This is a genomic window from Kitasatospora sp. NPDC001261 (genome assembly GCF_042896795.1).
Taxonomy (GTDB): domain Bacteria; phylum Actinomycetota; class Actinomycetes; order Streptomycetales; family Streptomycetaceae; genus Kitasatospora.
The window spans coordinates 139,387-156,998 of record NZ_JBIAXP010000015.1 but is presented as its reverse complement, the minus strand read 5'-3'; the positions used below and the strand labels follow the sequence as shown (position 1 = coordinate 156,998).

Genomic DNA, 17,612 nt, shown 5'->3' with positions numbered 1-17,612 from the left:
CGCCGGAAACGCGGGCGCGTCGGAGGCACGGGAGTGTCGGAAAGAACGGAAAGGTCGGAAACGACGGAAAGGCCGGAATGGCCCGGCGTTCGTCGGCTGACCGAATCGGAGCCCTCGGTGATTGAACCTGATCACCGGGGGCTCCGTTCTTCCCTGAAGTGGCGAAGTCCATTCAGGTTTGCCGAATCCGCGTTCTGCGAGGTGACGGCTGTGATGGGCTGGCCCAAGCACATCGGAAGACGGACGGACAGTCGATATCCGGTCGTGCGGCGGGGTGTGGCGGGGTGCGGGAGTGCCGGTAGAGTCCCCCGGACAGTCGTAGCGGGCCACCGCGTACCACTCAACACGCCTGCTGCGCACGACCGTTCGGAGGGGAACAAAGTAATGGCGCGACAGCAGCGGCACTTCGCGATCGGCGCGACGGCACTCGCCGGCACGGCTGCGGCCGGTTTTCTCCTGCCTCTGGCACTGGCCACCAATGCCTCGGCGCACGTGCCGAGTTGGTCGGTGACCTGCGACAAGATCGTGATCGATCTGATCAACTACAGCCCCAAGGCCGACGTGAAGAACACCGTCAGCCTCACCATCGACGGCGAGAAGGTCCTGGACGCCAAGGCCTTCCCCGCGGAGTTCCACGGCTCCTTCCCGGTGAAGGACCACGATGCCCCGATCAAGGCGAACCTGGTGGTCACCACCACGGAGAACCCGAACGAGAAGGGCTGGAACATCAACGAGACCAAGACCATCGAGCCGTGCCACACGCCGACTCCGACCCCGACCCCCACCAAGACCCCGACCCCGACGCCCACCCCGACGCCCACCGCGACCCCGACTCCCACCCCGCCGGTGACGCCCCCGGCCACCCCGACCCCGTCGGTCACCCACACCCCGAGCAAGACCCCGACCCCGTCGCCCTCCGCCAGCGCGCCGGCGCTCGCCCAGACCGGTAGCAGCGACGCGACCCCGATGATCGCGGCGGCCGGCGGCGGCGTGCTGCTGGTCGGCGGCGCGCTCGTGCTGCTCGCCCGCAAGCGCCGTGGCGGCAGCGAGAGCTGACGCCCGGTCAGTCGACAACGGCAACGCCCCCCGGCCGCCAAGTGGCCGGGGGGCGTTGTGCGTTGCCGCCGCCGGTCACTCCCAGCGGAAGAAGCGGGCGGCCGCGGCCAGGCCGAGCACCGACCAGCCGGCCAGGATGCCGAGGTCCGCCCACGGCACCCCGGCGCCGGCCTGGAGCACCGACCGCAGGCCGTCCGAGAGCGCCGAGATCGGCAGCAGCTCCAGCACCGGGCGCACCGCGTCGGGGAACCTGCCCAGCGGCACGACCACCCCGCCGGCGAGCAGCAGCAGGATGAACACCAGGTTGGCGCCGGCCAGGGTGGCCTCGGCCTTCAGGGTGCCGGCCATCAGCAGGCCGAGCCCGGAGAAGGCGGCGGTGCCGAGGACCAGCAGCGCGGCGACCGTCAGGGGGTTGCCCTGCGGGGACCAGCCGAGGGCCAGGGCGATCACCGACAGCAGCGCGACCTGCAGCGCCTCCGTCACCAGGACGCAGCCGGTCTTGGCGGTCAGCAGCGCCCAGCGCGGCAGCGGGCTGGCGCCGAGCCGCTTCAGCACGCCGTAGCGGCGCTCGAAGCCGGTGGCGATGGCCTGGCCGGTGAAGGCGGTGGACATCACGGCCAGCGCGAGCAGGCCGGGGGCCAGGAAGTCGACCCGCTTGCCGGGGCCCTCGACCGCGACGATGTCCACGGCGGAGAACAGCACCAGCAGCACGGTCGGGATGACCACGGTGAGCAGCAGCTGCTCGCCGTTGCGCAGCAGCATCCGGGTCTCGAACGCGGTCTGGGCGAGCAGCATCCGGCCGACGGGCGCGGGGCCCGGCTTGGGGGAGTAGTCCGTCGTGGCGGCGCTCATGGTTCCCTCACTGCGTTCGCTCATGAGCGGAGCTCCCGTCCGGTCAGGTCGAGGAAGACGTCCTCCAGGCTGCGGCGCTGGACGGACAGCCGTTCGGGCAGGATGCCGGAGGCCGCGCACCAGCCGGTGACGGCGGCCACCAGCTGCGGGTCGACGGGCGCCTCGACGCGGTAGCTTCCGGGGGCGGTCTCGGTGGCGGTGGCGCCCTCGGGCAGCTCCTTGAGCAGCGGGCCGAGGTCGAGCCCGGGCGGGCCGTCGAAGTGCAGCGCGCCCTCGGCGCCGCCGCGGCACAGCTCCTCGGTGGTGCCGTCGGCGATCACCTTGCCGCGGTCGACGATGGCGACCCGGTCGGCGAGCTGCTCGGCCTCGTCCATGTGGTGGGTGGTGACGACCACGGTGACGCCGTCCCGGCGCAGGTCGCGCACCAGCTCCCAGGTGGCCCGGCGGGCCTGCGGGTCGAGGCCCGCGGTGGGCTCGTCCAGGAAGACCAGCTCGGGGCGGCCGACCACGGCCATCGCCAGGGCGAGCCGCTGCTGCTGGCCGCCGGACAGCCGGCGGTAGGTGGTGCGGCCGCAGGAGCCGAGGCCGAGGCGTTCGACCAGGGCGTCCACGTCCAGCGGGTGGGCGTGCAGCTTGGCGGTGTGCCGCAGCATCTCGACGGCGCGCGCGCCCGCGTACACGCCGCCGGACTGCAACATGACGCCGATCCGGGGCCGGAGCGCGGCGCCCTGGGTGACCGGGTCGAGGCCGAGGACGCGGACGGTGCCGCCGTCCGGACGGCGGTACCCCTCGCAGGTCTCGATGGTGGTGGTCTTGCCGGCGCCGTTGGGGCCGAGGACGGCGGTGATCGCGCCGGCCGGGATGGTGAGGTCGAGGCCGTCCACCGCGAGCTTGTCGTCGTAGCGTTTGACCAGCCCGGCGATCTGGACCGCGGGTTCGGAGTGCATACCGGCGAGTGTAAGAGGGCCTGACGCGCCGGCCGGACGGCGGCTCGGTGATCGTTTTCCCAGGTCAGGTAAGGCTAACCTGCGTGACAGATGACACCGGTGAGGCCTGGGTCACGGCTTGTCCCGGCGGAAGTAATTACGCAACACTGGTGTTGTGAAAAACATGCGCGAGCACGCCCAGCAGCGGGAGGCCGAGTCGGCCTCCTCCTGTGACGTGCCCGTGACGGCGGCCGAGGTGCTGCTGGAGGGCCACCGGGCCACCCGGGACCGGGTCGCGCGGTCGATCCTGGACCACGGCCCGTCCTCCGCCGCCGACCTGGCGAACCGGCTCGGCCTCACCGCCGCCGCCGTCCGCCGCCACCTCGACGGCCTGGTCGCCACCGGTCTGGTCGAGTCCCGCGAACAGCGGGTCTACGGCAGCCGCGGCCGGGGCCGTCCGGCCAAGGTCTTCGCCCTCACCGACGCCGGCCGGGACGCCTTCTACCAGGCGTACGACCAGCTCGCCGCCGACGCGCTGCGCTGGATCGCGGACTCGGTGGGCGGCGGCAAGGCGGGCGAGGAGGCGGTCGCCGCCTTCGCCCGCGCCCGGTTCGGCAAGCAGGCCGAGAAGTACCTGGAGGCCCTGCGCCTGGCCGCCGCCGGAGAGCGCCCCGAGGCGCTGGCCCAGGCGCTCAGCGCGGACGGGTACGCTGCCACGGTGCGGCGTGTCCCGTCGGCCGCGGCCAAGGCCCCGGCGGGCGCCCAGCTCTGCCAGCACCACTGCCCGGTCGCGCACATCGCCGAGCAGTTCCCGCAGCTCTGCGAGGCGGAGACCGAGGTCTTCTCCCAGCTCCTGGGCACCCATGTGCAACGGCTGGCCACGATCGCCCACGGCGACGGGGTCTGCACCACCTATGTGCCGGCACCCGGTGCCGCATCGTCGTCCGCCCAGCCCCCGGCGGGACGCGGCTCCGATGCGATGCCGACTGCCAGTACATGAAAAATTCCGTGTCCACCGAAGATTCAGCGTCCGCGCGTTAGGAAGCTCGCATGACTGACACCGTTTCGCACCCCGAGCTCGAAGGCCTCGGCAATTACGAGTACGGCTGGGCCGACCCGGACACCGCCGGTGCCGCGGCCAAGCGCGGGCTCAGCGAGGACGTCGTCCGCGACATCTCGGCGAAGAAGAACGAGTCCGAGTGGATGCTGAACCTGCGGCTCAAGGGCCTGAAGCTGTTCGGCAAGAAGCCCATGCCGACCTGGGGCTCCGACCTCACCGGCATCGACTTCGACAACATCAAGTACTTCGTCCGCTCCACCGAGAAGCAGGCCGAGTCCTGGGAGGACCTGCCGGCGGACATCAAGGCGACGTACGACAAGCTCGGCATCCCGGAGGCGGAGAAGCAGCGCCTGGTCGCCGGCGTCGCCGCCCAGTACGAGTCCGAGGTCGTCTACCACCAGATCCGCGAGGACCTGGAGGAGCAGGGCGTCATCTTCCTGGACACCGACACCGCGCTGCGCGAGCACCCGGAGATCTTCAAGGAGTACTTCGGCACGGTGATCCCGGCCGGCGACAACAAGTTCGCCGCGCTGAACACCGCCGTGTGGTCCGGCGGCTCGTTCATCTACGTGCCGAAGGGCGTGCACGTCGACATCCCGCTGCAGGCCTACTTCCGGATCAACACCGAGAACATGGGCCAGTTCGAGCGGACGCTGATCATCGTCGACGAGGACGCCTACGTCCACTACGTCGAGGGCTGCACCGCCCCGATCTACTCCTCCGACTCGCTGCACTCGGCGGTCGTGGAGATCATCGTCAAGAAGGGCGGCCGCTGCCGCTACACGACCATCCAGAACTGGTCGAACAACGTCTACAACCTGGTCACCAAGCGTGCCGTGGCGTACGAGGGCGCGACCATGGAGTGGGTCGACGGCAACATCGGCTCCAAGGTCACCATGAAGTACCCGGCCGTCTACCTGATGGGCGAGCACGCCAAGGGCGAGACCCTCTCGATCGCCTTCGCGGGCGAGGGCCAGCACCAGGACGCCGGCGCCAAGATGGTGCACATGGCGCCGAACACCTCCTCCAACATCGTCTCCAAGTCGGTGGCGCGCGGCGGCGGCCGGACCTCCTACCGCGGTCTGATCGAGATCGGCGAGGGCTCCAAGGGCGCCAAGTCCAACGTGCTGTGCGACGCGCTGCTGGTGGACACCATCTCCCGCTCGGACACCTACCCGTACGTGGACGTCCGCGAGGACGACGTGTCCATGGGCCACGAGGCGACCGTCTCCAAGGTCAGCGAGGACCAGCTCTTCTACCTGATGAGCCGCGGCATGACCGAGTTCGAGGCGATGGCGATGATCGTCCGTGGCTTCGTCGAGCCGATCGCGCGCGAGCTGCCGATGGAGTACGCGCTGGAGCTCAACCGGCTGATCGAGCTGCAGATGGAGGGCGCGGTCGGCTGACCTCCGGCCGCCGCCGTCCACTCATTTCCGAGGAAGAGAGCACTACGAACAGCCATGGCTGAGCAGAACACCACCGGCTCCACCACCGCCGGTTCGATCGAGGTCGGCACGGCCGGCGCGGGCGCGCAGCTCGCCGGCCCCGGCACCGGCCGCACCACGGTCCAGCAGCCGATCGACGCGCGCGTCGCGGTCAAGCCGTCCTTCGACGTGAACGACTTCCCGGTGCCCACCGGCCGCGAGGAGGACTGGCGGTTCACCCCGCTGCACCGCCTCGGCGGGCTGCACGACGGCACCGCCGCCGCCGCCGAGCGCGGCGAGGACAAGGTCGAGTTCACGCTGCCGGACGGCGTCACCGCCGAGACCGTCGGCCGGGACGACGCCCGCCTGGGCAAGGCCGGCAAGCCGGTCGACCGGGTCGCCGCGCAGGCGTTCAGCGCCTTCGACCAGGCCCTGGTCGTCACCGTCCCCAAGGAGTCGGTGCTGGCCGAGCCGGTCCGGATCGACGTGCGCGGCGAGGGCGGGGTCCGCTTCGCCCACGTGGTGATCGACGTCAAGCCGTTCGCCGAGGCCGTCGTGGTGCTCAACCACGCGGGCACCGGGACCCGGGCCGCCAACGTCGAGCTGCTGGTCGGCGAGGGCGCCAAGCTCACCTTCGTCTCCGTCCAGGACTGGGACCGCGACGCCGTCCACGTCGCCCAGCACAACGCGCTGGTCGGCCGGGACGCCTCCTACAAGTCCGTGGTCGTCACCTTCGGCGGCGACCTGGTCCGGCTGCACCCGCGGGTCAACTACGCCGGCCCCGGCGGCGAGGCCGAGCTGTTCGGCCTCTACTTCGCCGACGCCGGCCAGCACCTGGAGCACCGCCTGGTCGTCGACCACGACACGCCGCACTGCCGGTCGAACGTGGCGTACAAGGGCGCGCTCCAGGGCCAGGACGCCCACGCGGTCTGGGTCGGCGACGTGCTGATCCGCGCCGCCGCGCTCGGCACCGACACCTACGAGCTCAACCGGAACCTGGTGCTCACCGACGGCGCCCGGGTCGACTCGATCCCGAACCTGGAGATCGAGACCGGCGAGATCGTCGGCGCCGGCCACGCCTCGGCGACCGGCCGCTTCGACGACGAGCAGCTGTTCTACCTGCAGGCCCGCGGCATCCCGGCCGACGAGGCCCGCCGCCTGGTGGTGCGCGGTTTCTTCGCCGAGCTGCTCCAGCAGATCGGCGTGGCCGAGGTCCAGGACCAGCTCATGGAGAAGATCGACGCCGAGCTGGAAGCGGCGGTCTGAGCCCGATGACCTTCCTCCGTGCCTGCGCGCTGAACGACCTCCAGGAGGACGTTCCCAAGCGCGTGGACCTCAACGGCGTGCCGGTCTCCGTCGTCCGCACCGACGAGGGGGTGTTCGCGATCAACGACACCTGCTCGCACGCGAACGTCTCGCTCTCCGAGGGCGAGGTCGAGGACTGCATGATCGAGTGCTGGCTGCACGGCTCCAGCTTCGACCTGCGCACCGGCAAGCCGTCCGGCCTGCCCGCCACCAAGCCGGTCGCTGTCTACCCCGTAAAGATCGAAGGGGACGATGTGCTCGTCTCCGTCAACCAGGAGTCCTGAGTACACATGGCAACCCTTGAAATCCGCGACCTGCACGTCTCCGTGGACGCCGAGAACGGCCCGCGCGAGATCCTGAAGGGCGTGGACCTGACCGTGAAGCAGGGCGAGACCCACGCCATCATGGGTCCGAACGGCTCGGGCAAGTCCACCCTCGCCTACTCGCTGGCCGGCCACCCGAAGTACACCGTCACCGGCGGCTCGGTGCTGCTCGACGGCGAGGACGTCCTGGAGATGTCCGTCGACGAGCGCGCCAAGGCCGGCGTCTTCCTGGCCATGCAGTACCCCGTCGAGGTCCCGGGCGTCTCGGTCTCCAACTTCCTGCGCACCGCCGCCACCGCCGTCCGCGGCGAGGCCCCCAAGCTGCGGCTGTGGGTGAAGGAGGTCAAGGAGGCGATGGCCGCCCTCCAGATGGACCCGGCCTTCGCCGAGCGCAACGTCAACGAGGGCTTCTCCGGCGGCGAGAAGAAGCGCCACGAGATCCTCCAGCTGGAGCTGCTCAAGCCGAAGATCGCGATCCTCGACGAGACCGACTCCGGCCTGGACGTCGACGCGCTGCGGATCGTCTCCGAGGGCATCAACCGGGTCCGCTCGACCGGCGAGGTCGGCACCCTGCTGGTGACCCACTACACCCGCATCCTGCGGTACATCAAGCCCGACTACGTCCACGTCTTCGCGGGCGGCCGCATCGTCGAGTCCGGCGGCGCCGAGCTCGCCGACAAGCTGGAGAACGAGGGCTACGAGGCGTATGTGAAGGGGGGCGCGTCCGAGTGACGCATCCGTTCGCGGGACTGCTCGACACCGACGCGATCCGCAAGGACTTCCCGGTCCTCCAGCGGGTGCTGCACGACGACAAGCCGCTGGTCTACCTGGACAACGCGGCGACCTCGCAGAAGCCGCGCCAGGTGCTGGAGGCGCTGAACGCCTACTACGAGCGGCACAACGCCAACGTCCACCGCGGCGTGCACGTGCTCGCCGAGGAGGCCACGGCGCTGTACGAGGGCGCCCGGGACAAGGTCGCGGCGTTCGTCAACGCGCCGAGCCGCAACGAGGTGATCTTCACCAAGAACGCCTCGGAGTCGCTCAACCTCGTCGCCAACATGCTGGCCTGGGCCGACGAGCCGTACCGGGTGGACGCCGACTCCGAGATCGTCATCACGGAGATGGAGCACCACTCCAACATCGTCCCGTGGCAGCTGCTGTCGCAGCGCAGCGGTGCGAAGCTCAAGTGGTTCGGGCTGACCGACGAGGGCCGGCTCGACCTGTCGAACATCGACGAGCTGATCACCGAGAAGACCAAGGTGGTCTCCTTCACCCTGGTCTCCAACCTGCTCGGCACCGTCAACCCGGTCGAGACGATCGTCCGCAAGGCCCAGTCGGTCGGCGCGCTGGTCGTCATCGACGCCTCGCAGGCCGCGCCGCACATGGTGCTGGACGTGCAGGCGCTGGAAGCCGACTTCGTCGCCTTCACCGGGCACAAGATGCTGGCCCCGACCGGCATCGGCGTGCTCTGGGGCCGCCAGGAGCTGCTGGAGGACCTCCCGCCGTTCCTCGGCGGCGGCGAGATGATCGAGACCGTCACCATGGGCTCGTCCACCTACGCCCCGGCGCCCCACAAGTTCGAGGCCGGCACCCCGCCGATCGCCCAGGCGGTCGGACTCGGCGCGGCCATCGACTACCTCCAGGGCATCGGCATGGAGAAGATCGCGGCGCACGAGCACGCGATCACCGAGTACGCCGTCGAGCGGCTGCTGGAGGTCCCCGACCTGCGGATCATCGGCCCGCGCACGGCCGTGGACCGCGGCGCCGCGATCTCCTTCACCCTCGGCGACATCCACCCGCACGACGTGGGCCAGGTGCTGGACGAGCAGGGCATCGCCGTGCGCGTCGGCCACCACTGCGCGCGGCCGGTGTGCCTGCGGTACGGAATTCCGGCGACCACGCGGGCGTCGTTCTATCTGTACTCGACGCCGGGCGAGGTCGACGCGCTGATCGACGGCCTGCACCACGTCCGGAACTTCTTCGGCTGAGGGACGGGGCAGGACGACCATGAAGCTCGACTCGATGTACCAGGACATCATCCTGGACCACTACCGCAACCCGAAGGGCAAGGGGCTGCGGGACGGCGACGCCGAGGTGCACCACGTCAACCCGACGTGTGGCGACGAGATCACCCTGCGGGTGAAGCTCGACGGTGCCAAGGTCACCGACGTCTCGTACGAGTCCCAGGGCTGTTCGATCAGCCAGGCCAGCGCCTCGGTGCTGAACGAGCTGGTGGTCGGCAAGACCGTCGGCGAGGCGCAGGCCGTCCAGGAGGCCTTCCTGGAGCTGATGCAGAGCAAGGGCCAGGGCGAGGGCGACGAGGAGGTGCTGGAGGACGCGGTCGCGTTCGCCGGCGTCTCCAAGTACCCGGCCCGGGTCAAGTGCGCGCTGCTCAGCTGGATGGCCTGGAAGGACGCCACCGCCCAGGCGCTCGCCAAGAACCCCGCCGTGAACGACTGACCCGCAGAGGAGGACAAGACCATGAGTGACGAAACCCCCTCCACTGCGGAGGAGCAGACCGGCACCGTCATCGTCGGCACCACCGCCGGCACCGTCTCGGTCGAGGACCTGACCGAGGCCCTGATGGACGTCGTCGACCCCGAACTGGGCATCGACGTCGTCAACCTGGGCCTGATCTACGGCATCCACATCGACGAGTCCGACGTGGCCACCATCGACATGACGCTCACCTCGGCGGCCTGCCCGCTGACCGACGTCATCGAGGACCAGGCCAAGACGGCCACCGACGGCCTGGTGCAGGACCTGCGCATCAACTGGGTCTGGATGCCGCCGTGGGGCCCCGACAAGATCACCCCCGACGGCCGCGACCAGCTCCGCGCCCTCGGCTTCAACGTCTGAGGACGGGCTAGTTCGTCAACCTGCTGCCGTACAAACCTCCCCTTCGAGGGAAAGGTTTGTACGGCAGTGGTATATCTGCGACCGGGCGGCCAGGCTGGAGCCGCGACCGTGGAGGGAGCGACGTAATGGCTGTGGAAGCAACCGGGCACTGGACGTTGCCCGACTCGCCGTACGCCATGTGGGTCCGGGGCGAGCTTGAGCAGTATCTGCGGATTCCGGACGATGGCACGCGGGTCGAGGTCATTGGAGGGGATTTCGTCGTGTCACCGGCGCCGGCAGTTACGCATGCGGTGTTCCTCTCGCACATCGAGCGACGGTTCACGCTGGCCTTGGGTTCGGATCCGGCCTTCCCGTGGAGGGCACTGCAGACGGTCAACCTGGACCTGGTGGAGATCGGTGACGGCTACATCCCGGATCTCGTCATCGTGGGAACCGAGGTCGAGGAGCGGGCTCTGAACGGAGACGTCTCCCGCCTCCACCCAGACCACATCGGCATGGCGGTCGAGGTGACCTCCCCGTCCAATGCCCGCTATGACCGCCGCCCGATGTTCGGGCGGCAGATCAGGTCCACCAAGTGGAACGGGTATGCCCGGGGCGGGGTGCCGTACTACCTGCTGGTGGACCGCGACCCGCGGCAGTCCGGTGTCACCCTGTTCGGGGAGCCGAACCGGGGCGAGGGGACGTACGAGGTGCTGGGCGAGTGGAAGTTCGGTGAGACCGTCCGGCTGCCGAAGCCCTTTGACGTCGAGATCGATACCGGCAAGTGGAAGCCCTGGGAGTAGGGGCGGAAGCGCCGCTGCCCGGGACTTCTTCGGAAGTCCCGGGCAGCGGCGTTCTGTGTGCGGGCCGTCAGGCCGTGGGCTTGGGTTTGCGGGCGACGGCGATGGCGAGGGCGGTGCAGGCGAGGGCGGCGAGGGCGGCGAAGCCGCTGACGGAGGGGAGGAGGCCGTAGGTCTGGACGAGGGCGCCGAGGGCGATGATGGGGGCGGAGCTGCCGAGGTAGACGATGACCCAGAGGGCGCTCAGTTCGGAGCCGCGGCGTTCCGGGTTCATCGCGGTGACGGCGCTGGTGAACAGGGAGCGGAAGGCGACGCCCTGGGAGACGCCGCCGAGGACGCTGCCGATGAAGAGCAGTGCCGGGGTGCCGGTGTACTGGGCGGCGACGACCAGGCCGAGGCCGGTGGCCAGGCCGGTCATGCCGAGGGCGGTCACCACGCGGTCGGAGGTCGGCGGGACGAGCAGCTGGGTGGCGGCGGAGGAGCCGAGCAGGAGGGCGGCCACGATCGCGCCGACCAGCTTGGAGTCGGTGTGCAGCAGCTTGGCGGCGAAGGCCGGGGCCAGGCTGAGGTAGACGCCGAACACCGCGTAGGAGATGAAGCCGGCGGTGGCGGCGAGCAGGAACTCGCGGCGCCCGGTGCGCGGCAGCCGCAGGCGCTGGGGGCGCAGGTGGGCCGGGGTGGTGATGCGGGGCGGGGAGGCCGGCGGGCGGCTGCGGCCGGGCATCCGGGGGTGGAGGAGGGCCAGCGGCACGCAGAGCGCGAGCAGGGCGATGGCGTGCAGCAGGAAGGGGGTCAGCAGCGGGTCGGAGCCGCCGGCCAGCAGGGCGCCGACCACCGGGCCGAGGGCGACGCCGCCCGCGGAACAGGCCAGGGTGATCTTGGCGGCCAGGGTCGGGTGGTCGGGCAGCAGGTCGCCGAGGGCGGCTCCGGCGGCTCCGGTGGACAGGCCGACGGCGATGCCCTGGACGGCCCGGCCGGCGGCGAGCTGCCAGAAGCTGTCGGAGGTGGCGAACACGACGTCGCCGACGGCGGACAGCGCGACGGCGGGCAGGATCAGGGCGCGGCGGCCGAGGTGGTCGGACCAGTGGCCGACCACGGCCAGGACCGGGACCAGTGCCAGCACGTAGATCGCGAACAGGACGGTGGTGTCGAGCGCGGTGAGGTGCAGCCGCTGCTGGAGGAGCGAGTAGATCGGTGTGGCCAGGTTGGCGCCGATCAGCATCAGCAGCAGGGCGGCGGCCACCAGGCCGACGCGGACGCCGCGCAGCGCGTTCCAGCGGCTGATCGCGGCGAGCCGGAGCTGGGCGCGCGGCGCGAGCTCCGGGGGAAGCAGGGCCTCCGACAGTCGGCGTCCGTCGAGCTGCGCGGTGCGCAGGCCGGAGCCGGCGGGGGAGAGGTCCGCCATGGCAGGGGTCTCCTGTGGCCGGGCACCACCGGGGTCGGCGGGGTGTGCCGGCGCGCCCGTCCGGAGGCGCTGTGGTGGTGGCCGAGGGTACGGGCTCCCTGGTGGGGCGAGGTGAGCTGAAGAGGGCCCCTCCGGCCCGGGGTCGGGCGGAGGGCGGTTGGGCTTCGTTGCCCCGGTGGCACGCGCGGGGTGTGCGCGGTACCAGACCGAAGGATAAGGGGTGGGCGTACGCCCATGGCGCGCGCCCCTGGGTGCGCCCCGTACGGCCGGGCGTCGGGGGTGCCCGGCCTATACGCTGAGGTGATGGATCGGTACGCGGCGCTGTTGGGCTGACCGCTGGGCTGAGGGAGAGCGCACAACGATGGCCGGACGACGTCGCAAGAACACCGGGGCTTCGACGGGTGAGGGCGCGGCCGAGGCGGTGCTGCCCGCCGACCTGGAGCTCCAGGACCTCTACGGGGCGTTCGCCGCGCACGGGCTGGACGACGAGGACCTGGACGACGCGGCCGTCCTGGTCCCGCCGGTGAAGCTGCCCGCCGAGCGCGAGCTGGCCGAGCAGGCGAAGGCCGTACCGATGTTCGGGTACGCGCTGGCGCTGGCCCGCTGGTCCGCCCCGCACCGGGAGGTGGACGAGTTCGGCGACCTGGTCGAGGCGGACCGGGCGCCCGCGGCCCGGCTGCTGGGCCTGGCCCCGGCCGAGGGCGAGGTGCCCGAGGAGGCCGAGATCGAGGCGCTGCGGGCCTGGTCGCTGGCCTGCGACCTGGACCTGGTGGAGCTCGGTACGACCGCGGAGGGCGAGCACGTCGCCGTCCCCGGCCCGGACCTGGAGCCCGCCGAGCAGGGCGACCCGGAGACCGTCCTGGAGCTGTGGCTGACCGCCGCCGGGATCGTCCGGGAGCTGGCCGTCGAGGCGGACTCCGGCCCGGAGGAGGGCGCCGGGGAGTCCGGGGCCGGGGAGGGCGAGGAGGACGAGGACGCGCTCTCCGAGGTCGAGGAGGCCCGTGACGAGGCCGCCGAGCTGCTGGACGAGGCCCTGCAGGTGCTCTACGAGACCACCGCCTTCGCCGAGCCCGGCAACGAGACCGTGCCGCTGGGCGTGCTGGCCGCGCTGCTGGTCGTCCCGGAGGGCGAGGAGCCCAGCGAGGAACTGCTCGGCGACATCACGGACGTGATGGTCGCGCTGGACCCGATGCTGGGCGACCTCGCCGAGCTCGGCCTGCTGGACTACCGCCCGATCGACCCCGAGCTGTTCGACGAGGAGGACGGCGAGGAGCCCGCCGTGGTCGGCGAGGAGCCGCTGGACGAGGAGGAGTCGGCCCGCTTCGGGCTGGTCCGGCTCACCCCGCTCGGCCAGTACGGCATCCGGCAGTGGCTGCTGGAGGACGGCTACGACGCGCCGCTGGTCGGCGACCTGGCCAAGGGGGACGCGGCCGAGCTGCTGCGCGGCGTGTGCGAGTCGGCCAACGTGCTGCCGGAGGAGGAGCTGCGGGCGTGGACCGCCGACCGGGAGCCGGTGGCGGCGGCGCGCGAGCTGCTCGCGGCGGCGCGCGGCTCCGACGGCTACGGCCCGCTGCGCCGGATGCTCGGCGTCTCGGCGCTCAACCTGCTCGGGCCGGGCGCGGAGCCGGCCGCCCGGGAGGTCATGGACGACCCGGAGCTGGGCGGTGCGGTGCGGGCCTGGCTGACCGCGCAGGGGGCGACGGACGTCCCGGTGCCGGACCGGGCGATGGCGCTGTGGACGGTGGTCGACACCTTCGCCGCCCAGCTGCTGGACAACGGCGGGGACGCCGAGCTGCTGGGCGAGCTGATCGCCGACCTGCCGGTGAACGGCGATCCGGCGGGGTGGTTCGGCGAGCTGTGGCGGGTCGACCACCCGTACACGGCGGACGTCCTGGAGGCGATCGGGGAGCTGCACCCGGACCGGGCGCTGGCCAAGGAGGCGCGCAAGGCGGCGTTCAAGGCGCGCTCCAGGAGCTGAGCCCTCCGGGCGCACCGTACGGCGGTCTAGGGAAGGTCCAGTGAGCCGTCCTCGGTGAAGGGGAAGAACGGGTTGTGGGCCAGCTCCCAGAGGTGGCCGTCCGGGTCCTCGAAGTAGCCGGAGTAGCCGCCCCAGTCGGTCGGGACCGGCGGCTTGACCACCACGGCGCCGGCCTCGACCGCCGTCCGCAGCGCGGCGTCCACCAGCGCGGGGGACTCCAGGTTCACCGCGAGGGTGACGCCGCGGAAGGAGGGCTCGCCGGTGGCGGGCACGCCCGCGTCGGCGGCCAGCTCGTCGGTGGGGAAGAGGCCGAGCACCGAGTCGGCGGTGCGGAACCAGACGATCTCCGGGCTGGAGGCGGTGGAGCGCTTCCAGCCGAGCGCCTCGTAGAAGCGGGCGCTCTCGTCGAGGTCGGTCACCCCGAGGGTGACGATGCTGATCCGGGCGGGGAAGGCGCCCTGCCCGGTGCGGTCCTGTGCTGCGTCGTTCTGTGCTGTCATGCCGCCAGGTTAGGGAGGGCGGCTGACAACCGGGTGCCCTGACACGGCCACCACCCCCGTCCGGGGGCCGAGCTGATGACCCGGCAGCTGCGGCCACGTAAGGTGGCGTCAGCGGTGCGGGTGCGAGGTCTCGGGGGTGCGGCACAGGATGATGCGGGAGAGCGGCGGCAGGCACCAGAAGCGGGACGCCGGGTCCTCGGGGTCCGCCCCGGCCCCGGACCGGCCGGTCCGGGAGGACCGTTTCACCGGTCGGCCCGCGGACCGGCCACTGGACCGGTCGGCCGAGCAGGGTGCCGGACGGCCCGCGGGCAGGCCCGTCGACCGGTTCGCCGACCAGGAGGAGTTCTCCCGCCGGACCCTGGCGGCGGCCGACTTCCCGGTGTACGGCGTGGCCGCGGGGCAGGCTCCCGCGGGAGGGGTCCCCGCGGGCGGGACGATGACGGCCGACGGGGCGTTGGCCGGTGAGGCGCTGGCCGCCTTCGAGACCTCCGGCGGCGAGCTGCGCTGGGTCGAGGTCCAGTGCGGCGACTGGCGCTCGGCGGCCGGCCCGTACGTGACCGTGCGCACCTACCGGCCGGGAGCCGAACCGGGCGAGCGGCTGCCCGAGCTGGAGGACCTGGTCGAGGACGAACGGGACCGCGTCTACGAGCAGTTGGGCGTCGACGAGGGCGACGGGCCGGGCCGGGTACGGGCGTTGCGCGCGTGGATCACGGTGGACGGCGAGCCCTGCGCGGTGGAGGTGCACGAGGACCGGCCGGTGCCGGAGCCCGGCGCACCGGCGGCGGACGGTCCGGAGCCGGTGTGGGCCGGACGGCTGCGGGTCGGCGGGCTGACCGTGACGGTGTGCGCGCGCGGGGTGGCCCCCGGCGCGGTGGAACTCGGCGCTATCGGCGACTTCGAGAACTGCCTGCGCGGCCGCACCGAGCTGCTGCGCGACCTGGCCGCCCGGCGCGCCCGCCGGGTGCCGGTCGAGGAGCGTGAACTGCCGCCCGCCGTCGGGATGGAGGCGCACCGGGCGCTGATCGCGCAGAGCGTCGCCGAGTCCGCCGCGATCGAGGCGCAGGTGCGGGTGGGGCGCACGCCGAGGCTGCCGCGCGGGCTGCGCGGGGAGGTCGGCGCGGTGCGCTGGGAGGCGGCGGTGCGCCAGCAGATGCGGCTGGCCACCGAGACCCGGGAGGAGGCCGCGGCGGCGGTGACCTCGATGGTGAACCACCTCAACCGGCTGTCCCAGCAGACGCACTGGCTGGTCGGCACGGCTGAGGGGGAGGCGGCCGTCGAGGAGGTCGTCCGGTACACGGTGTTCGCGAGCGAGGTGGCGAGCCTGCCGGCACAGCGGGCCTGGGCGCAGCTGTGGCGGGAGCGGCCGGGCGGCGGCGGGGCGGGGGTCTGGGAGGAGCAGCGGCTGGCCGAGCAGCTGTGGCTGTCGGCCTGGGAGCAGTGGCGGGCGGCGCGGCGCTGACGGGTCGGGCGGGCCGGCGGGGGCCTCAGTAAAGCACAGGTCATGTGAAGGTCATCGGTCGGCAAATGGCCGCCTGGGCGTGAGGTGGGCGTCATGCCGGGTTCACCCGCCCGGCGGAGCCTGCTGGGCGTCGGCATCCCGCACCGGCGCCCCCGCTCATCCTCAGGAGTTGCTGCCATGTCGCTGTCCCGTCGGGACTTCGTCAACCGTTCCACCCTCGTCGGGGCCGGCGTGCTGATCGCCGGCGGCGCCGAGGCGCTGGCCAGCGCCCCGGGCGCGATCGCCGCCCCGGTCGGCGGCGAGGCCCCGGTCGCCGCGGCCGCCGGGACCAACTCGGCCGGCGGCACCGCCGTCGGCTACGGCCAGCTGGTCCAGGACCCGGCCGGCCTGCTCTCCCTGCCGAAGGGCTTCTCGTACAAGGTCCTCAACCGGGCCGGCGTCACCAAGCTGCGCACCGGCGAGTTCACCCCGAGCAACCACGACGGCACCTCCGCCTTCGAGGACGAGCGCGGCGGCAACCTGATGGTCGTCAACCACGAGCTGGCCGGCGCCCGCGCCAACTGGCCGCACCCGGTGCCGCTGACCGAGGGCCACGTCTACGACCCGGGCGCGGCCGGCGGCTGCACCATCGTGCACGCCAAGCGGGACGGCTCGGTCGAGCAGTGGGTCGGTATCGCCGGCACCGCCACCAACTGCGCGGGCGGCGTGACCCCGTGGGGCACCTGGCTGTCCGGCGAGGAGACCGAGGACAAGGCCGGCAAGAACGGCTTCACCAAGGACCACGGCTACATCTTCGAGGTCGACCCCTTCGACGACGACTACAACCGGGACCCGCAGCCGGTGAAGGCCTTCGGCCGCTACGCGCACGAGGCCGTGGTCGTGGACCCGAAGCGCGGCCAGGTCTACCTGACCGAGGACGCCTCGAACCCGAACGGCCTGCTGTTCCGCTGGACCCCGCCGGCCGGCTTCAAGCACGGCCGCTACCAGCTGCGCAAGCTCGCCGCCGACGCCGGTGTGCTGGAGGCCTTCAAGGTCTTCGACGCCCAGGGCAAGTTCGTCGACGACCTCTCCCGCGCCACCAAGGTCGGCACCACCTACGGCGTGGACTGGGTCAAGGTCCAGGACCGCGACGCCAGGACCGTCTCGGTGCGCAAGCAGTTCAAGGACGGCGAGGTCAGCCGCGCCCGCAAGCTGGAGGGCATGTGGTGGGGTGACGGCGGCTTCTACTTCGTCTCCAGCTTCGCCCGTTCGGAGAGCCCGCTCCAGCACGACGGCCAGGTCTGGTTCTACAACCCGGCCCGCCGCACCATCACCCTGAAGGTGCTGCTGGGCGTCAACACCGACGTCTGGGGCGACCACGACAACTTCGACGGCCCGGACAACATCACCGTCTCGCCGTACGGCGGCATCGTGATCTGCGAGGACGGCGAGGGCGTCTCGCACCTGTTCGGCGCCACCGAGGACGGGCTGGTCTACCCGATCGCCCGCAACGAGCTGAACATCGGCACCGCCGAGAAGCCCGAGTTCAGCGAGTTCACCGGGGTGACCTTCTCGGACGACGGCAAGACCCTGTTCGCCAACATCCAGACCCCGGGCATCCAGCTGGCGATCAGCGGCCCGTGGCGCCGGCTGAACGAGCACAAGCGCGGCCAGGGCTACGGCGAGTGACGAACCGTCAGGAATGAC

At 71.8% G+C, this 17,612-nt stretch carries 17 protein-coding genes; 13 read left to right on the top strand and 4 right to left on the bottom strand.

Features of this window, described 5'->3' with window-relative positions; genetic code table 11:
• The first annotated feature begins 384 nt into the window (after positions 1-384).
• Positions 385-1,056, top strand: a complete 672-nt coding sequence (locus ACFY4B_RS21580; protein ID WP_387969914.1) for an LAETG motif-containing sortase-dependent surface protein — start codon at positions 385-387, stop codon at positions 1,054-1,056.
• 75 nt (positions 1,057-1,131) lie between these two features.
• On the opposite strand, the gene ACFY4B_RS21575 is transcribed toward ACFY4B_RS21580, so the two are convergent.
• Both ACFY4B_RS21575 and ACFY4B_RS21570 read right to left on the bottom strand, forming a co-directional pair.
• The gene (locus ACFY4B_RS21575; RefSeq protein ID WP_387969974.1) at positions 1,132-1,908 is read right to left on the bottom strand and encodes an ABC transporter permease; all 777 of its coding nucleotides are present in this window, start codon (positions 1,906-1,908) and stop codon (positions 1,132-1,134) included.
• A gap of 20 nt (positions 1,909-1,928) precedes the next feature.
• Complete coding sequence (locus ACFY4B_RS21570) at positions 1,929-2,855, bottom strand: ABC transporter ATP-binding protein (protein WP_387969911.1); 927 nt, start codon at positions 2,853-2,855, stop codon at positions 1,929-1,931.
• A 154-nt stretch (positions 2,856-3,009) separates the two neighbouring features.
• On the opposite strand from ACFY4B_RS21570, the gene ACFY4B_RS21565 reads away from it, so the two are divergent.
• The 9 genes from ACFY4B_RS21565 (at position 3,010) to ACFY4B_RS21525 (ending at position 10,587) form a co-directional block, all read left to right on the top strand.
• Positions 3,010-3,834, top strand: a complete 825-nt coding sequence (locus tag ACFY4B_RS21565) for a metalloregulator ArsR/SmtB family transcription factor (protein WP_259316761.1) — start codon at positions 3,010-3,012, stop codon at positions 3,832-3,834.
• A gap of 50 nt (positions 3,835-3,884) precedes the next feature.
• A complete protein-coding gene (sufB, locus tag ACFY4B_RS21560) occupies positions 3,885-5,300 on the top strand; it encodes a Fe-S cluster assembly protein SufB (RefSeq protein ID WP_049650590.1) in 1,416 nt (471 codons plus the stop codon).
• Between the two features lie 54 nt (positions 5,301-5,354).
• The gene (gene sufD, locus ACFY4B_RS21555; protein ID WP_387969908.1) at positions 5,355-6,584 is read left to right on the top strand and encodes a Fe-S cluster assembly protein SufD; all 1,230 of its coding nucleotides are present in this window, start codon (positions 5,355-5,357) and stop codon (positions 6,582-6,584) included.
• Positions 6,585-6,589: 5 nt separating this feature from the next.
• Complete coding sequence (locus ACFY4B_RS21550; RefSeq protein ID WP_049650588.1) at positions 6,590-6,907, top strand: bifunctional 3-phenylpropionate/cinnamic acid dioxygenase ferredoxin subunit; 318 nt, start codon at positions 6,590-6,592, stop codon at positions 6,905-6,907.
• A gap of 6 nt (positions 6,908-6,913) precedes the next feature.
• A complete protein-coding gene (sufC, locus tag ACFY4B_RS21545) occupies positions 6,914-7,678 on the top strand; it encodes a Fe-S cluster assembly ATPase SufC (RefSeq protein ID WP_049650587.1) in 765 nt (254 codons plus the stop codon).
• The gene (locus ACFY4B_RS21540; RefSeq protein ID WP_049650586.1) at positions 7,675-8,934 is read left to right on the top strand and encodes a cysteine desulfurase; all 1,260 of its coding nucleotides are present in this window, start codon (positions 7,675-7,677) and stop codon (positions 8,932-8,934) included. Before sufC ends, ACFY4B_RS21540 begins: the two co-directional genes overlap by 4 nt.
• 19 nt (positions 8,935-8,953) lie before the next feature.
• Complete coding sequence (gene sufU, locus ACFY4B_RS21535; RefSeq protein ID WP_049650585.1) at positions 8,954-9,406, top strand: Fe-S cluster assembly sulfur transfer protein SufU; 453 nt, start codon at positions 8,954-8,956, stop codon at positions 9,404-9,406.
• A gap of 21 nt (positions 9,407-9,427) precedes the next feature.
• Positions 9,428-9,805, top strand: coding sequence for a metal-sulfur cluster assembly factor (locus ACFY4B_RS21530; RefSeq protein ID WP_079271946.1), 378 nt, complete (start codon positions 9,428-9,430; stop codon positions 9,803-9,805).
• Between the two features lie 125 nt (positions 9,806-9,930).
• Positions 9,931-10,587: a Uma2 family endonuclease gene (locus ACFY4B_RS21525; RefSeq protein ID WP_387969904.1), complete on the top strand. Its 657-nt coding sequence runs from the start codon at positions 9,931-9,933 to the stop codon at positions 10,585-10,587.
• 67 nt (positions 10,588-10,654) lie between these two features.
• On the opposite strand, the gene ACFY4B_RS21520 is transcribed toward ACFY4B_RS21525, so the two are convergent.
• The gene (locus tag ACFY4B_RS21520; RefSeq protein WP_049650576.1) at positions 10,655-11,989 is read right to left on the bottom strand and encodes an MFS transporter; all 1,335 of its coding nucleotides are present in this window, start codon (positions 11,987-11,989) and stop codon (positions 10,655-10,657) included.
• Positions 11,990-12,350: 361 nt separating this feature from the next.
• Here ACFY4B_RS21520 and ACFY4B_RS21515 point away from each other — a divergent pair, with 361 nt between their 5' ends.
• On the top strand, positions 12,351-13,967 hold the full coding sequence (locus ACFY4B_RS21515; protein WP_387969901.1) for a hypothetical protein: 1,617 nt from the start codon (positions 12,351-12,353) through the stop codon (positions 13,965-13,967).
• 26 nt (positions 13,968-13,993) lie between these two features.
• Here the strand turns inward: ACFY4B_RS21515 and ACFY4B_RS21510 are convergent, their stop codons facing one another.
• The gene (locus ACFY4B_RS21510; RefSeq protein WP_049650575.1) at positions 13,994-14,467 is read right to left on the bottom strand and encodes a VOC family protein; all 474 of its coding nucleotides are present in this window, start codon (positions 14,465-14,467) and stop codon (positions 13,994-13,996) included.
• 148 nt (positions 14,468-14,615) lie between these two features.
• On the opposite strand from ACFY4B_RS21510, the gene ACFY4B_RS21505 reads away from it, so the two are divergent.
• Positions 14,616-15,926, top strand: coding sequence for a hypothetical protein (locus tag ACFY4B_RS21505; RefSeq protein ID WP_387969898.1), 1,311 nt, complete (start codon positions 14,616-14,618; stop codon positions 15,924-15,926).
• Between the two features lie 177 nt (positions 15,927-16,103).
• Positions 16,104-17,594: an alkaline phosphatase PhoX gene (locus ACFY4B_RS21500; RefSeq protein ID WP_049654998.1), complete on the top strand. Its 1,491-nt coding sequence runs from the start codon at positions 16,104-16,106 to the stop codon at positions 17,592-17,594.
• Positions 17,595-17,612 lie beyond the last annotated feature (18 nt).

Excerpts from the sequence above, each read along its gene's own strand:
- sufC (WP_049650587.1), top strand. The coding sequence starts at position 6,914 with ATGGCAACCCTTGAAATCCGCGACCTGCACGTCTCCGTGGACGCCGAG.
- ACFY4B_RS21515 (WP_387969901.1), top strand. The coding sequence starts at position 12,351 with ATGGCCGGACGACGTCGCAAGAACACCGGGGCTTCGACGGGTGAGGGC.
- ACFY4B_RS21500 (WP_049654998.1), top strand. The coding sequence starts at position 16,104 with ATGTCGCTGTCCCGTCGGGACTTCGTCAACCGTTCCACCCTCGTCGGG.
- ACFY4B_RS21580 (WP_387969914.1), top strand. The coding sequence starts at position 385 with ATGGCGCGACAGCAGCGGCACTTCGCGATCGGCGCGACGGCACTCGCC.
- ACFY4B_RS21510 (WP_049650575.1), bottom strand. The coding sequence starts at position 14,467 with ATGACAGCACAGAACGACGCAGCACAGGACCGCACCGGGCAGGGCGCC.
- sufD (WP_387969908.1), top strand. The coding sequence starts at position 5,355 with ATGGCTGAGCAGAACACCACCGGCTCCACCACCGCCGGTTCGATCGAG.
- ACFY4B_RS21520 (WP_049650576.1), bottom strand. The coding sequence starts at position 11,989 with ATGGCGGACCTCTCCCCCGCCGGCTCCGGCCTGCGCACCGCGCAGCTC.
- sufB (WP_049650590.1), top strand. The coding sequence starts at position 3,885 with ATGACTGACACCGTTTCGCACCCCGAGCTCGAAGGCCTCGGCAATTAC.
- ACFY4B_RS21550 (WP_049650588.1), top strand. The coding sequence starts at position 6,590 with ATGACCTTCCTCCGTGCCTGCGCGCTGAACGACCTCCAGGAGGACGTT.
- ACFY4B_RS21505 (WP_387969898.1), top strand. The coding sequence starts at position 14,616 with ATGATGCGGGAGAGCGGCGGCAGGCACCAGAAGCGGGACGCCGGGTCC.
- ACFY4B_RS21525 (WP_387969904.1), top strand. The coding sequence starts at position 9,931 with ATGGCTGTGGAAGCAACCGGGCACTGGACGTTGCCCGACTCGCCGTAC.
- sufU (WP_049650585.1), top strand. The coding sequence starts at position 8,954 with ATGAAGCTCGACTCGATGTACCAGGACATCATCCTGGACCACTACCGC.
- ACFY4B_RS21575 (WP_387969974.1), bottom strand. The coding sequence starts at position 1,908 with ATGAGCGCCGCCACGACGGACTACTCCCCCAAGCCGGGCCCCGCGCCC.
- ACFY4B_RS21570 (WP_387969911.1), bottom strand. The coding sequence starts at position 2,855 with ATGCACTCCGAACCCGCGGTCCAGATCGCCGGGCTGGTCAAACGCTAC.
- ACFY4B_RS21530 (WP_079271946.1), top strand. The coding sequence starts at position 9,428 with ATGAGTGACGAAACCCCCTCCACTGCGGAGGAGCAGACCGGCACCGTC.